Here is a 14,533-nt window from a genome sequence, read left to right on the forward strand (position 1 = left end):
CTGCCCTTCAGCTACCGGCTGCGGGGCGATCCGCAACTTTGGGGCTAGGCTTCGCATCTTCTCCGACCAGGCGCACCGGAGCGCCATCGTTCAACTTGACGACACCCTCGGTTACCACCCTTTGCCCCGGTTCTACGCCGCCCAATATCTCGACAAGGCCGTTCTGGCGAATGCCGGTCTCCACCTTGACCCGCTTCGCCTTTCCCTCTGCCACGATGAAAAGATAGCGATTGTCGCCGTCCCCCACCACGGCCAGCTCAGGCACCGCGAGCGATTGGCGTTGCCGCGCGATCACGCTGACCGTCAGCAACATACCCGGCTTCAGCATCCGATCCGGGTTGGACAGGATTGCCCGGACCCTGACGGCACGGGTCGCCGGGTCGATCACCGGGTCGATCGTGGCGATGGCGCCGGAAAAGGGCCGATCGGGATAAGCGGATGAGATCGCCTTGATCGGCTGACCTTCGCGGATCAGCGATAGGCGGGTTTCCGGCACGGTGAAGTCCAGCTTGATGCGTGAAATGTCGCTGACCGTGGCGATTGCCGTGCCAGCGCTCACAATCGCGCCGGGCGATACGGTGCGCAGGCTGACCCAGCCAGCAAAAGGCGCGCGGATGACCCGGTCGCCAATGGAGGCACGGGCCAGTTGCGCACTGGCTCGCGCGGAATTCGCGGCTGCGACCTGCTGATCCAGGCTGGCGGATGTCGCAAAGCCTCTATCTCTGAGCGCTTGAATCCGTTTCAGCTGCTGGCTTGCCTGCAATGCCTGCGCTTCGGCGGCGGCCAGCTCCGCCCGTTCCTGTCCTACGGCAAGGGTCGCGATCACCTGTCCCCGCCTGACGTAGGCGCCGTCGGCGAAATTGATAGAAGTGATCCGTTCCGTCACGGGTGCGGACAGCACGACCTGTTCATTGGCGAGTGCGGTGCCGACCGCTTCCAGATTGTCGGTGAAGGTAGCACGCTGAATGGGCTGCGCTTCGACAAGCGCGGCGGGGCGGGGCTTGTTTTCCGGTTCCCCGTCGCAGGATGCGAGGATCAGGGCAGAAAGCAACAGGAACGGGATGGAGCGCATGAGAAGGGGCTAGCGAGCCTTTGCGGACGAGACAACCGGGGGATTTGTCGCGAAATGTAACGTTTTGTCATTCGATTTGGTGGCGAGGTTAATCGCGAAACCGTGAATGAATCAGGAATTCGATATTACCTTGCGGTCCGGTGATCGGGCTGGGGGTGATGCCGGTGACGGTCCAGCCCTGGGCTGTCAGCCAGATTCTCACTTGTTCACAGACTCGTTCATGCACTTGCGGGTCGCGCACGACGCCGCCCTTGCCCACTTCATCCCGCCCCGCTTCGAACTGCGGTTTGATGAGCGCAGCCAGCTGCGCGCCGGGGCGAGCGAAACCGAGGGGGCGTTCCAGCACCTTGGCGAGCGAGATGAAGCTGGCGTCGCACACGATGATGTCCACCGTTTCGGGGATATGGTCGGCGGTCAGGATGCGGGCGCTGGTCTGTTCATGCACGATGACGCGCGGGTCGGATCGCAGTTTCCAGGCCAGCTGGTTCGTGCCGCTGTCGACCGCATAGACGCGCGCTGCGCCGTTGCTGAGCAGCACGTCGGTAAAGCCGCCAGTGGAGCTGCCCACGTCAATCGCGACCATGCCGGTCACGTCGATGCCGAAATGATCGATCGCATGGGCAAGCTTGATCCCGCCGCGCGACACCCAGGGATGATCCCGTCCCCGAACATCCAGCACCGCATCCTGGGCGACCTGCTGCCCGGCCTTTTCCACTTTCCTGTCGCCAAGGAACACGAGGCCCGCGAGGATCAACGCCTGCGCCCGCGCCCGGCTTTCGGCGAGGCCCCTGTCCACCAGCAGCTGGTCGGCGCGCAGCTTGGCCATCAGCGCACCAGCGCCGTCAGCGTGGCGGGCGTCAGCAGTTGCGGCAGGACCAGCGCGTCCTTGCCCGGCGCGTACCAGAGATAGAGCGGCACGCCAGACCGGCCCCGCGCCTCCAGAAAGCGGGTGATGGCGGGATCGGCATTGGTCCAGTCGCCAGCCATCACCGTAACGCCGCCTTTCGCGAAGGCGTCGCGCGTTTCCGCCCGGTCGATGGCGGCGGCTTCATTGACCTTGCACGTGAGGCACCAGTCGGCGGTGAAGTAGAGGAAAACCGGCTTTCCCTGTGCGCGCAGGCTGGCCAGCCGCGCTTCATCAAAGGGGATGGCCGTGCCATCCACGGCGGCGGTGGCAGTGGCGGGCATCCGGCCGGGCAGCAGGACGATGCCCGCGCCCAACAGCAGCGCCGCGCCCAGCGCCACGACCAAGCCGCCCCTTCTGCCCCGTTGCTGGCGAACGCCCAGCCACCAGAGCAGAAGGCCGAGCGCCAAAGCCACGCCAAGGCCGGTGGTGATGGCCGCAACACCCCGCTGCTGCCCCAGCAACCATGCTAGGCCAAGCGCGGTGATGAACATCGGCACGGACAGGATTTTCTGGAATGTTTCCATCCAGCCCCCCGGCTGCGGCAGGCGGCGGCGCAGCGAAGGCGCCCAGGCGAGCAGCAGGAATGGCGTGGCAAGGCCGATCCCCAATCCGGCGAAAAGCGCCAGAGCGGCTGGCACCGGCAGCACCAGCGCCGCCCCCATGGCCGCGCCCATGAATGGCCCGGTGCAGGGCGTCGCGACAAAGGCGACCAGCGCGCCGGTCCAGAATGCGCCCACGACGCCCCCCCTGCCCGCCAGCCTTTCGCCACCGCCAAAGCCGCCAAGCTGAAACAGCCCGGCCAGATTGAGCGCGATCGCCGTCACCAGCAGCAACAGCAGCAGGATGACGCGCGGGTCCTGCAACTGAAATGCCCAGCCGACGGCGGCCCCCGCTGCGCGAAGCCCCAACAGCGCACCGCCCAGGATCAAACAGGTCAGCACCACGCCCGCGCCATAGGCCAGCGCTTCGCGGCGCACCGCGCCTTCATCCCCGCCTGCCCGCGCGAGCTTCAGCGCCTTGAGCGCCAATATCGGAAAGACACAGGGCATGATGTTGAGCAGCAAGCCGCCCAGCACAGCGCCCGCCAAGGCGATCAGCGTGGTCCGCAGCGTTCCGCTTTGGGCCGCCGCTACATCACCGGGCTGCGCAGTCAGCAGGAAACCGACATGATCGCCGGTGCGTAAAACCGCCTTGATGGTCCCGCCCTTGAAATCTTCCCCGGCATCGGTTTCCAGCAACAGGCGGTCGCCTTCGCGTGTCACGGTCTGCGGGGCGGCATAGCCGACCGCCCCTTCCGTCAGGGGGAACAGGTGAACATCGCGGGCCATCGCCTCTGTCGGAAAGGGCACCGACAGGCGGAAGCGACCGTCGCTGATCGCATATCGCGCGTCATTGCCAAGCGGTCGGGGCATCCGGGCGCGCCACTGGTCGAAGCGCGCCGCCATTGCGGGGCTGACCGTCCCGTCCCCTGCCCGAAGATTGAGCGCCAGATCAGCGCTTTCCGGGACGCAGACCTTGTCCGTGCAGGCCAACCATTCCGCCCTGCCCCGGATGGGGAGCAGGGTTCCAGGCCGGACGTCCGCCGCGACGCTGATCGGCGCGAGCAGAGCATAAGGCCCTTCATAAACATGGTTCATCAGCCCGGATATCAGCAGCGTTTCCGGCACCGGGTAGCGTAACGCGCCGATGGTAACGCCTTTGGGCAGCGTCCATTTAACGGTCATGCCGACGCCTGCATCGCCCGGATTTTCCCAATAGCCGTGCCAGCCCGCATCCGGCGTCATGGAAAAGGCGATGCTGCTGGCCCGGCCCGGCGCTGGCGCGGGCGTTTCAGCCACCAACGTCGCGCTGATATGCGTGTCGCGGGTCGCAAAAGCGCCCTGCGCGCCCGCCGTCGAAGCGGTGACGAGCGCCAACGTCATCAGAAGGACATGAAAAATCCGCATCGGGCCTCTGGTCGGGTGAACGGCTTTTGGGCTAGGTCCGCCTGCATTCGCCGTCAAGGTCGAGGAGGGGTTCTTTCAATGATCAAAAAAGTCCTGGCAGCACTGATCCTGACCACCAGCGCGCCCGTGATTGCCCAGACAGCGGCGCAGCCGACCGCCGCGACGCCCGCGCCCCGGCTGATCGTCGCCATCGCCGTCGATCAATTTTCCGCCGACCTGTTCAGCGAATATCGCCCCTATTATACGGGCGGCCTGAAGCGCCTGACGCAAGGGGCCGTGTTTCCACGCGGCTATCAAAGCCATGCCGCGACCGAAACCTGCCCCGGTCACAGCACCATTTTGACCGGAAGCCGTCCGTCGCGCACCGGCATCATCGCCAACAGCTGGTTCGACCTGGGGGCCAACCGCGCCGACAAGGTCATCTATTGCGCCGAAGATGAAAATCAGCCGGGCACGAGCAGCAACAATTATGTCGTTTCACCGATACATCTTCGCGTCCCGACACTGGGCGACCGGATGAAGGCCGCCAACCCGGCGACGCGGGTCGTGTCGGTCGCGGGCAAGGACCGGGCGGCGGTCATGATGGGGGGGCCGAAGGCGGATCATGTCTGGTGGATGAGTGCCAAGGGCTTTGTGAGCTATGCTGGCGTGCCTGTCCCGCCGCTGGTCCAGCAAGTGAACGCAGCCTATGCGCAGCGCATCGCGCAGGGGAATCCCGGCTTTGAACTGCCCCAACAATGCGTGGCAAAGGATTTCCCGGTCAGCATCGGCAAGGACAAGACCGTTGGCACTGGCCGTTTTGAGCGCGCGCCGGGAGTTGTCGGCAGTTTCCGGGTATCGCCCGAACTGGATGCGATGACCCTGGCCTTCGCCGCCGCCGCGATCAAAAGCATGGAATTGGGTCGGCAGGCACAGACCGACCTTATCGCCATCGGCCTGTCCGCCACGGACTATATCGGCCACAGTTACGGCACCGAGGGCACCGAAAGCTGCATTCAGATCGACCGGCTGGACCGGGAACTGGGCGCTTTCTTCGACCGGCTGGACAGTGACGGGATCGACTATGCGGTCGTGCTGACCGCCGATCATGGCGGCCATGACCTGCCTGAGCGGCATCAGCTGAACGCCATGCCGGAAGAACAGCGGGTGGACCCTGCGCTGGCGCCTAAAGCATTGGGGCGGGCGGTTGCCGCCAGCACGGGTATCAGCGGCAAGACCCTGATCCATGGCGACGGGCCTTCGGGTGACCTGTATTTCGACCGCAGCCTGACGCGCGCCGAACGGGCCAAGGTGGAATCCGCGACGCTGGCCCTGCTCCGCGCCCATCGTCAGGTCGAGGTCGTATTCACCAAGGCGCAAATTGCCGCCACGCCTTCGCCGTCAGGACCGCCCGAAAGCTGGAGCCTGATTCAGGAAGCGCGCGCCAGTTTCGACCCGGAACGGTCGGGCGACCTGCTGTTGCTGCTCAAGCCGCGCGTCATGCCTATTTCCAATCCCTTTCCGGGCTATGTGGCGACGCATGGGTCGCCATGGGACATGGACCGCCGCGTGCCGATGTTGTTCTGGCGCAAGGGCATGCGCTCGTTCGAACAGCCGCTGGGCGTGGAAACGGCGGATATCCTTCCGACCCTGGCCGCCCTGATCGACCTGCCCGTGCCGAAGGATGAGATTGACGGGCGCTGCCTGGACCTGATCGCGGGCGAGGGAGACAGCTGCGCGGGCAAATGATCAGATATTGTCGGCGAATGCGCCGCTCTGTCCTTCCGCCAGGGAATGGACGCGGTGCGGCGCCGACACTTCGATGCGGCTCGTCACCTCATATTGCGCCTTGGCCTGCCGCACATTGCTGTTGGCCGGAACGCTGTCGGTCAGCCAGACATTGCCGCCGATAACCGATTTGCTGCCGATGATGATGCGCCCCAATATCGTGGCGCCCGCATAGATCACGACGTCATCCTCTATGATGGGATGACGCGGCAACGATTTTGCCAGCGCGCCCTTTTCGTCCGAGGGGAAGCTGCGCGCGCCCAGAGTGACGCCCTGATACAGCCGTACGCGTTCGCCCACGATCGCCGTTTCGCCAATCACGACGCCCGTGCCATGATCGATGAAGAAGCTGTGACCGATCCGCGCGCCGGGATGAATGTCGATGCCGGTGCGGGAATGGGCGATTTCCGAAATGATCCGGGCGACCAGCGGCGCGCCGAGTTCGTAGAGGCGGTGCGCCAGACGGTGATGGATGATCGCCAGCATCGACGGGTAGCAGATCAGCACCTCATCCACGCTGCGGGCGGCGGGATCGCCCAGAAACGCAGCCTTTACGTCGCTGTCGAGCAGGACGCGCAAGGTGGGCAGGCTTTGCGCGAAATCGCGCATGATGCGCCCGGCCTGCGCATTGGCGTCGGGACCCGCGCTGTCCTGCACCGCGTAGAGCAGTTCAAGGCGGATTTGCGCATGGAGCCGATGGAGCGCGGTGTCGAGTGTCTGCGCAACGAAGGCGTCTTCATTATGCAGGCGGACAAAGCTGGGGCCCAGGCGCAGGGGAAATAGCGCGGCGCACAGCGAGTTCATGACCTTCACCAGATTGGCGCGGGACGGAAAGCCCTCCGCGCCATATTCGGCATGATATTGTTGTTCCTGCCGCCACTGGCTTCGTACCGCGCCCAGCTCTGTCGCCAGCCGGTCGATGTCCCAATAGCTGTCAGGGATGGGAGCTTCGCTTTCGCCCGCGTCCGTCATATGCGCCTCGATGTTGAACAGGCACGGCATAGCCCGACATGGGGCGTTGCGATATGCGAGTTTTGCTTGGGCCGGGCGAGATTCTCTTTTGCTCGCCCGCCGGGGTCGGGGATCAGTGGGCGGCTAGCGGAGCGGGCAGGCGGATTTCCACGCGCAGCCCGCCTTCCGGCCGATTGATCAGGAGCAGGCGGCCTGCCTCCCTTTCCACGGCGGCGGCGACGATGGCGAGGCCCAGCCCCAGCCCCTTTGTGTTGCGTTGCCGCGCCTCGTCCAGCCGGGCGAAGGGCCTCAGAACCTCCTCCAGCTTGTCGGGGGGAATGCCGGGGCCGTCATCATCCACGCGGATTATCACTTCATCGCCCTGCCGTTCGACGCCAACCCGCGCGCGGACGCCGTAGTGTAGCGCATTTTCAATGAGGTTCATCACTGCCCGGCGCAGTGATATGGGCCGCGCCTCCATCTCCAGATGGTCCGGCCCTTCATAGGTGACGTCCTTGTCCTCATCCTGAAAGGCATCGACGACCGTCGCGACCGTCACCGCTACGTCGGTGCGCACCGGCGTCTCGCCATTTTTCTCTCCGCCCAGGAAGGCCAGCAGAGATTCGATCATCTCGGCCATTTCCCTGACGTCGCCGCTCATCGCTTCTCGCGCTTCGGCGTCGGACAGATTTTCCAGCCGCAATTGCAGCCGGGCCAGCGGCGTGCGAAGGTCGTGGCCGACGGCGGCCAGCGTTTCGGTGCGTTCGGTGATCAGCAGATGGATGCGTTTTTGCATCGTATTGAAGGCCTGGATCAGGTCGCGCACGTCGCTGGTGCCGCTTTCGGTGACGACCACCTCATCCGACAGGCCGATATGTTCGGTCGCTTTCGTCAGATCCTTGAGCGGCGCGAGGGTGCGGCGGATCATCACACCACCCGCGACCAGCAGCGCAACGACGGGGATCAGCGCCAGCCCCATTCGCCCGATCGTGAACCCCCATTTCCCGCCGCTATGGTGCATGCCGAAATAGAGCCAGCTCTTGTCCGGCAATTGCAGGCCGCCATTGATTTCCGACACCCGCCCCGGCGATGCGAGCCGCAGCCACAGGCGGGATTTTTCGAGGCTGGGTTCCCAGTTGACGATCTGCCGCCGCATCCGCTGTAGTTCCGGGGCCAGCGGCGGGGGCGGCGGGGATGACGCCGTCCAGTGCACGTCATACCGGTCGGTGGTCAGTTGGATTGCCAGGGCGTGCCGTTCGGCGACGGGCTGTTCGGCGACGAGCTTGCGCGCGATGACGAGATGTTCGGCCAGGCGGCGCGCTTCGTCATCTTGCAGCGAAAGGTGCCCGGCCCGCTCATAGATCAGCGTGCCGACCGCGAATTCCAGCGTCAGCGCGAGCAGCAGGATCGCGAAGAGGCGGCCAACCAGGCCCAGCGACCGGCTGACGTGCAGCCTCAAGCGCGGCTGACTTCCGCATTGAACATGTAGCCGACGCCGCGGACCGTGGTGATCGGCGCGGCCCTGTCCTCCATCGACAATTTGCGACGGAGGCGGCTGACCAGCACGTCGATGCTGCGGTCGGAACTGTCGCCCATGCGGGTGCGCGACAATTCGATCAGCCGTTCGCGGGCGATCACGCGTTGGGGATGGCTGAGGAAGCTGCCCAGCAGGTCGAACTCCGCCCCGGTCAGGTCGACGATCCCGCCAGTGGGAGACCGCAGTTCGCGCCGGGGGAAATTGACGACCCAGCCATCGAACCGCGCTTCATTGTCGCGATGTTCGTCCGGTCCGCGCTCAACGCCGACGCGGCGCAGGATGGCGCGGATGCGCGCGATCAGTTCACGCGTGCCGAAGGGTTTGGGGAGATAGTCGTCCGCGCCCAGTTCCAGCCCGACGATCCGGTCGGTTTCGCTACCCTTTGCGCTGATGAAGATGATGGGAACGTCGCTCTTGCGGCGTATCTGGCGGCACAGGTCGATGCCGTTGGTGCCCGGCAGCATGACGTCCAGCACGATCAGGTCGACGGGACCCGCGTCAAAGGCGACCCACATTTCGGGTCCCGAAGAGGCTGGCCTGACCTGATAGCCATGTTCCTGAAGCGCCCGTGCGGTCAGCGTGCGAAGGGGCGGGTCATCCTCTACCAGGATGATCGTCGGGGCGGTCATGCCGCAATCGTCGTCGTGCTGAAATCTGCGTTCATGGCTTTGAATTAAGGGTCGTATCCGGGGCGGTCAACCGAACCATGCCCTCAGCAACGGTTCCCCGCCCGATCAGCAACATTTTGTCACGGAAATTGACGGATATGCCGGGACCGGCGAACCGGTCCCGGCACTAAGCATCAGAAGGCAGCCGACAGGGAGAAGACCACCTGGCCACGAGCGATCGATTCGCCAAAGGCCTTGCCATCGTTGACCATGAAGTTCGGACGGATGTAGTTTTCTTCGGAACGTGCGATGTCGGTGTCGACATAAGCGACGCCCAGCGTCAGCGGCGTGCCGGGGATCGCGACATCCGCGCCCACCAGCCAGTCGAGATACTTGCCGGTCGGTGCGATCGACGTGCCGTTCGGGCCAAGGCCGGAATTGCCGTTCGACCAGCCCAGATGGGCCTTCAGCGTCACAGGCGTGTTCGGAACCGAACCGCTGATGTCACCCCAGACGTACAGATTGTCTTCCTTGTCGCCCGGATCGAACACGGTGCAGGCTGCATCGCTGCAAACCTTGCCCAGCGCCTGCTGCTTGGGAGCGTAGGCAACGCCCAGAAGGCCCTTTACGGGACCAAGCTGGCTGGACAGCTTTGCATAGATTTCAGCGAAATCGGTTTCGTCGGCACCCGACGGATACATGTACCAGGTCAGACCCGCGTCCAGCGTGGCGGATTCGCCCAGCGGAATTGCGTAGCCTGCGAACAGGTCCAGTTCCATGTTGGCGCCGCCGAAACGACCCCAGCCGCCGAGGTTGGAAGCCCAGGTGCCAGCATAAAGGCCGCTTTCATGGGTTGCGGTGATGCCGCCCTGAATGGCCATGCCCTTGTCGGTCTGGGACACGCCGCGGAAGCGATAGTCGGAAACGAGAGCAACGCTGCCCGAAATGGTAACGGGGCCAGCAGGCTCTTCCTGAGCGAAGGCGGGTGCACTCGACATCAATGCGAGAGCTGCACAGGCGATCTGATATTTCATGAAACATTCCCCTTTATGGTAAGAATGTTCCGTCCTGCGTCCAACCAAGGTTCGAGGATCTGTTCGCCCTCAATACCGGTGGATCAAGCTCTTGATAGGCGCGTTAGGACGTCAGGAGAATGATTTTTTCCGCACCTGCGAAGACAATCAACACCTGTGTCCCCGAAAGCACAGTTTATTGCTACAATACTTCCATATTGTTTCTAGATTATTTCCAGACAAGTTATTGAGACAAAAAAGCCGCCGCACCATGGGCGCGACGGCTCTTTCTGTTGGTCAAGAAGAACGATCAGGCGGCCAGATTGCGCAAGCGCCCTGCCCCCGACAGTTCGACCGGCGCTCCCCCGCCGCGACGACGATCGATCCACTCACGCAGCATCTCGGCGCAGGTATGATCGATGTGACCCAGGCGTTCGACGTTCAGGACCACATGGCGTCCGGCAGGAACGGATTCCAGCTTCGCCGACAGCTTGGGCAGCGTCAGGAAGGTCGCCGATCCATGCAAGGCGAGCTCATGCGTGTCGCCATGCGGATCTTCATCGAAGCCCAGGCGCAGGCGACGCACATGCGGCAACAGTTCAAGCAGCGACAGGCCGATGCCGACAAGAACACCCGTCAGCAAGTCTACCGCAACGACCATGATCAAGGTCGCAGCCCATACAATGGCCGGAAGCGGGCCATAGCGGTGCAGCAGATGCTTCGCGTGATCGAGGCTGACCAGCCTTACGCCCGTCACCACCAATATGCCTGCCAGAGCGGCCATCGGAATTTCGCGCAGCAGCCAGGGAAGAAGGGCGACGAAGGCCAGGATCCAGATGCCATGCAGGAATGTCGAAAGCCGCGTCTTGGCACCCGCCTGCACGTTTGCGGAGCTTCGCACGATGACACCCGTCATCGGCAGCGCGCCCGCAAAGCCGCAGAGCAGGTTACCGACGCCCTGCGCGCTGAGTTCACGATTATAGTTGGTGCGCACGCCGTCGTGCATCCGATCGACCGCAGCCGCCGACAGCAGCGTTTCGGCGCTGGCGATAAAGGCGATGGCGATCGCGGTGGTGATGACAGTGGGGCTGAGCAGCAGTTGCAGCAGACCCTCGCCGGGCAGGGAGATCGCCGCGGTGATGGATTCAGGCACAACCACGCGCGCAACCGGCAGGCTGAGCAGGAACGCGACCAGCGTTGCCAGAACCACGCCGACCAGCGCACCCGGCAACAATTTGAGCGATGCAGGCCGAATTTTTTCCCAACCGATCATGCCACCGATGGTGACCAGGCCAATCGCGAAAGCGGTGGCCGCATCCTGGTTGCTGAGGCCGAAAATCTGCCCCGGCATCGCGACCAGATTGGCAAGCCCGCTGGACAGCGGCTTATCGTCGAACAGAACATGGAACTGCCCCACGACGATCAGCACGCCGATACCCGCCAGCATGCCATGGACGACCGCTGGTGAAATGGCGCGGAACCAGCCGCCGACCCGCAGCAGCCCGGCCACCACCTGAATGGCGCCTGCCAGGATCAGGATCGGCCCCAGCGCCGACAGGCCCTGTTCCCGCACGATTTCGAAGACGATGACGGCAAGACCAGCCGCCGGGCCGCTGACCTGCAATGGCGAACCTGCCAGCAGGCCAACGATCACACCGCCGATGATGCCGGTGATCAGCCCCTTTTCCGGCGGAACGCCCGAAGCGACCGCGATGCCCATGCACAGCGGCATTGCCACCAGAAACACGACGATAGAGGCAGTGAAGTCACGGCTGAACGTGCCGCCGGATAGGGCCTTCATCATGCGCTTACTCCGCCGCCTGCGCGACAGGCGCACCCGCAGCCAGGCGCTGTGCGTGAGGGAGGGCAACCGGCAACGGTTCACCTTCGCGCAGCGGCACGAAGCGTCCCGTCTCTCCATCCAGGCCCAGGACCTGACCGGCATGAATGTCCACCATCCAGCCGTGCAGGGCGATTTCCCCGCGAGCGATGCCGGACGCGACCGATGGGTGGGTGCGGAGGTGCGCAAGCTGGACCACCACATTTTCCAGCGTCATGTTGCGGACCTTTTCAGCGTCGCTCACATCGTCGGGATAGCTGTCCTGACACACTTTCTGCGCGGCGCGAGAGTGGCGCAGCCAGGCGGCGACATTGGGCATGGCGGCGAGCGGCGCTTCATTGACCAGCGCCTTCATCGCGCCGCAGTCACTGTGGCCGCATACGATGATGTCGCGCACGCCCAGCGCCATGACCGCATATTCCACGGTCGACGATACGCCGCCATTTTGCGTCGCATATGGGGGGACGATGTTGCCGGCATTGCGACACACGAACAGGTCGCCGGGATCGGCCTGCATGATATGTTCGGGCACGATGCGGGAATCGGCGCAGGAAATCATCAGCGCCTTGGGGCTCTGTCCATCGCTGGCGAGCCGGTTATAGAGTACGCTCTGGTTCGGGAAGACATGCTTCTCGAAACTGAAGACGCGGCCGATGAGCTCGTTCATGGCTTCTTTCCTTCATATATCTGGCCGGTCAGGGGGCAGACCGGTCTAAGTGTGAAGGATAGGAAGTCGTTTTTGCTGCGGCGCAGCGCTTTTGTTAAATTATGTGTCTGGCTATTTTTTTAAGATCAGCGCCGGTCGATCGCCGCGCTCAACATATATCCGGCCCCCCGAACGGTGACGATAGGCGCGGCGCAGCCGCTCCGGCCAAGCTTCCGGCGCAGGCGGCTGACCAGCACGTCGATGCTGCGGTCGGACGAAGGCGCATCGCGCACCCCAGCCAGTTCCATGACCTGATTGCGGGCGATCACCGTTTGGGCATTATCGATCAATATGGCCAGCAGCGAGAATTCCGCGGCCGTCAGGTGGATCGAGCGGCCTTCGGGACCCAGCACTTCACGCCGCGCGAAACTGACAGCCCATTGGCCGAACCGTGCCTCGCTCTGGCGACGGAGGCCAGACACTCTTTCCATTTTCCCCCGCCGCATCACCGCGCGAAGCCGGGCGGCGAGTTCCCGCGTGGAACAGGGCTTGGCCATATAATCGTCCGCGCCCAGTTCCAGCCCGACGACGCGATCAACCTCGGTACAATTGGCGCTGACCAGGATGACAGGCACCTGGCTGCGTTCCCGCACGTCACGGCACAGGTCCATGCCATCCGCCCCCCGCATGTCACCGTCGAGCACGAGCGCGTTGACCGGCATGTTGTCAAGCACATGCCATATATCCGGCGCGGACCCGGCGCCGATGGTGCGAAAGCCCTTTTCCTCCAGGGACACGCATAGTTGCTGGCGATTGTCCGAATGCCGGTCGGCCACCAGTATCAACGGCGATGTCATTCGCAGTTGGCCAAGGCGAGGAGGGACAGCATTGCATCTTCCTTGCAGACAGAGATCCGATCGCAAAGGCCTTACGAAGGATGAATGTCCCTGAAATTTGCCGGTCGTTACAAAATATTGCTGATAGCCATAGAGCGATTTTGCCGGAGAGGGCACTGATTGATCCCCGGCAATATTTGCTGCGAGCGGCCAGTTCATGCAACTCCGGGCGGGAGTCGCGCTTTCTACCCACGCCATCGTTTCGCGCCCACGGGGCCGAAGTGACTTTTCTTGCATTAGGAAACGCGCATGAAGATTGCCCAGATCGCACCCCTGGCCGAAAGCGTACCACCCCGGTTTTACGGCGGCACAGAGCGGATCGTTTCCTACCTGACCGAAGCCCTGGTCGATCAGGGACATGACGTAACCCTGTTCGCCAGCGGCGATTCCACGACCCGCGCCAAGTTGGTGCCGGTGACGAAGACGGCGCTGCGCCTGAACCCGCTGGTCCGGGACCCAATTCCTTATCACATGATGTTGCTGGACGCCGTGCGGCAGCGCGCCGATGAATTCGACGCCCTGCATTTCCACATCGACCTTTTGCACATGCCCATGGTGCAGGATTTTGTCGGTCGCACGGTCACGACCCTGCACGGTCGGCTGGACTTGCCCGACCTCCCCGCATTTTACCGCAGCTTTCCCAACCACAGCCTGGTGTCCATTTCGGACAATCAACGGTTGCCGATGCCGCCGGTGAACTGGGCCGGGACGGTGCTGCACGGCCTGCCGTCGGATCTGCTGTCGCCCCGCATCGGGGGCCAGGAAGGCTATCTGGCCTTCCTTGGCCGCATCTCTCCTGAAAAACGACCCGACAGGGCGATCCGCATCGCCGCCCGGTCTGGAAAGCCGCTGAAAATCGCGGCGAAGATCGACAATGTGGACCGGGGATATTGGGAAAGCGAAATCGCGCCGTTGCTCGACCTCTACCGCAATATCGAGTTTATCGGCGAGATCAACGAAGCGCAAAAGGCCGCGTTTCTGGGCAATGCGAGCGCCCTGCTGTTTCCCATCGATTGGCCCGAACCATTTGGGCTTGTCATGATCGAGGCGATGGCGTGCGGCACGCCCGTCATTGCTTTTCGCTGTGGGTCGGTGCCGGAAGTCATAGACCATGGGGTGTCGGGATTCATCGTGAGCGATGAAGACCAGGCGGTCGATGCGGTCGGGCGGCTGAACCAATTGGACCGCGCCAGGGTGCGCGCCGCCTTTGACGCACGCTTCACGGCAGACCGTATGGCGGCGGATTATGTCGCCATCTATCAGGACCTGGCCGGAGCGCGCGCGCCGGTCGCTCGCCTCCCCGATCGGCGGGGCAAGGAGGCGGAACATCACTTTCAGGCCGCCGGATAA

12 protein-coding genes are annotated in these 14,533 nt (G+C 63.7%); 2 read left to right on the forward strand and 10 right to left on the reverse strand.

Annotated features, from left to right (window positions below; all coding sequences use genetic code 11):
* Nucleotides 1-7: 7 nt before the first annotated feature.
* The 3 genes from ACI3KQ_RS00820 to ACI3KQ_RS00830 form a co-directional block, all read right to left on the reverse strand.
* Nucleotides 8-1,072, reverse strand: coding sequence for an efflux RND transporter periplasmic adaptor subunit (locus ACI3KQ_RS00820; RefSeq protein WP_404953821.1), 1,065 nt, complete (start codon nt 1,070-1,072; stop codon nt 8-10).
* A gap of 88 nt (nt 1,073-1,160) precedes the next feature.
* Nucleotides 1,161-1,898, reverse strand: coding sequence for a TlyA family RNA methyltransferase (locus ACI3KQ_RS00825; RefSeq protein WP_404953823.1), 738 nt, complete (start codon nt 1,896-1,898; stop codon nt 1,161-1,163).
* Entirely contained in the window at nt 1,898-3,925 is a 2,028-nt protein-coding gene (locus ACI3KQ_RS00830; protein WP_404953825.1) for a protein-disulfide reductase DsbD family protein, read from the reverse strand. Before ACI3KQ_RS00830 ends, ACI3KQ_RS00825 begins: the two co-directional genes overlap by 1 nt.
* 78 nt (nt 3,926-4,003) lie before the next feature.
* Between ACI3KQ_RS00830 and ACI3KQ_RS00835 the strand changes: the two genes are divergently transcribed.
* Nucleotides 4,004-5,653 (forward strand): alkaline phosphatase family protein, encoded by a 1,650-nt coding sequence (locus ACI3KQ_RS00835; protein WP_404953827.1) that lies wholly within the window; start codon nt 4,004-4,006, stop codon nt 5,651-5,653.
* Here the strand turns inward: ACI3KQ_RS00835 and epsC are convergent, their stop codons facing one another.
* From epsC to ACI3KQ_RS00870, 7 genes are all read right to left on the reverse strand, one after another.
* On the reverse strand, nt 5,654-6,664 hold the full coding sequence (epsC, locus tag ACI3KQ_RS00840) for a serine O-acetyltransferase EpsC (protein WP_404953829.1): 1,011 nt from the start codon (nt 6,662-6,664) through the stop codon (nt 5,654-5,656).
* A 112-nt stretch (nt 6,665-6,776) separates the two neighbouring features.
* Nucleotides 6,777-8,102, reverse strand: a complete 1,326-nt coding sequence (locus ACI3KQ_RS00845; RefSeq protein ID WP_404953831.1) for an ATP-binding protein — start codon at nt 8,100-8,102, stop codon at nt 6,777-6,779.
* Entirely contained in the window at nt 8,099-8,809 is a 711-nt protein-coding gene (locus tag ACI3KQ_RS00850; protein WP_404953833.1) for a response regulator, read from the reverse strand. The genes ACI3KQ_RS00845 and ACI3KQ_RS00850 overlap by 4 nt, the downstream gene beginning before the upstream one ends.
* A 173-nt stretch (nt 8,810-8,982) precedes the next feature.
* Nucleotides 8,983-9,822 carry a TorF family putative porin gene (locus ACI3KQ_RS00855; protein ID WP_404953835.1) on the reverse strand — a complete coding sequence of 280 codons (840 nt, stop codon included), beginning with the start codon at nt 9,820-9,822 and terminating at the stop codon, nt 8,983-8,985.
* Between the two features lie 289 nt (nt 9,823-10,111).
* Nucleotides 10,112-11,605, reverse strand: a complete 1,494-nt coding sequence (locus ACI3KQ_RS00860; RefSeq protein WP_404953837.1) for a SulP family inorganic anion transporter — start codon at nt 11,603-11,605, stop codon at nt 10,112-10,114.
* 4 nt (nt 11,606-11,609) lie between these two features.
* A complete protein-coding gene (locus ACI3KQ_RS00865; RefSeq protein ID WP_404953839.1) occupies nt 11,610-12,308 on the reverse strand; it encodes a carbonic anhydrase in 699 nt (232 codons plus the stop codon).
* Between the two features lie 125 nt (nt 12,309-12,433).
* Nucleotides 12,434-13,144, reverse strand: coding sequence for a response regulator transcription factor (locus tag ACI3KQ_RS00870; RefSeq protein ID WP_404953841.1), 711 nt, complete (start codon nt 13,142-13,144; stop codon nt 12,434-12,436).
* A gap of 288 nt (nt 13,145-13,432) precedes the next feature.
* On the opposite strand from ACI3KQ_RS00870, the gene ACI3KQ_RS00875 reads away from it, so the two are divergent.
* A complete protein-coding gene (locus ACI3KQ_RS00875; RefSeq protein ID WP_404953843.1) occupies nt 13,433-14,533 on the forward strand; it encodes a glycosyltransferase family 4 protein in 1,101 nt (366 codons plus the stop codon).

Source organism: Sphingobium sp. ZW T5_29 (assembly GCF_044987515.1).
In the GTDB taxonomy this organism is placed as follows: Bacteria; Pseudomonadota; Alphaproteobacteria; order Sphingomonadales; family Sphingomonadaceae; genus Sphingobium.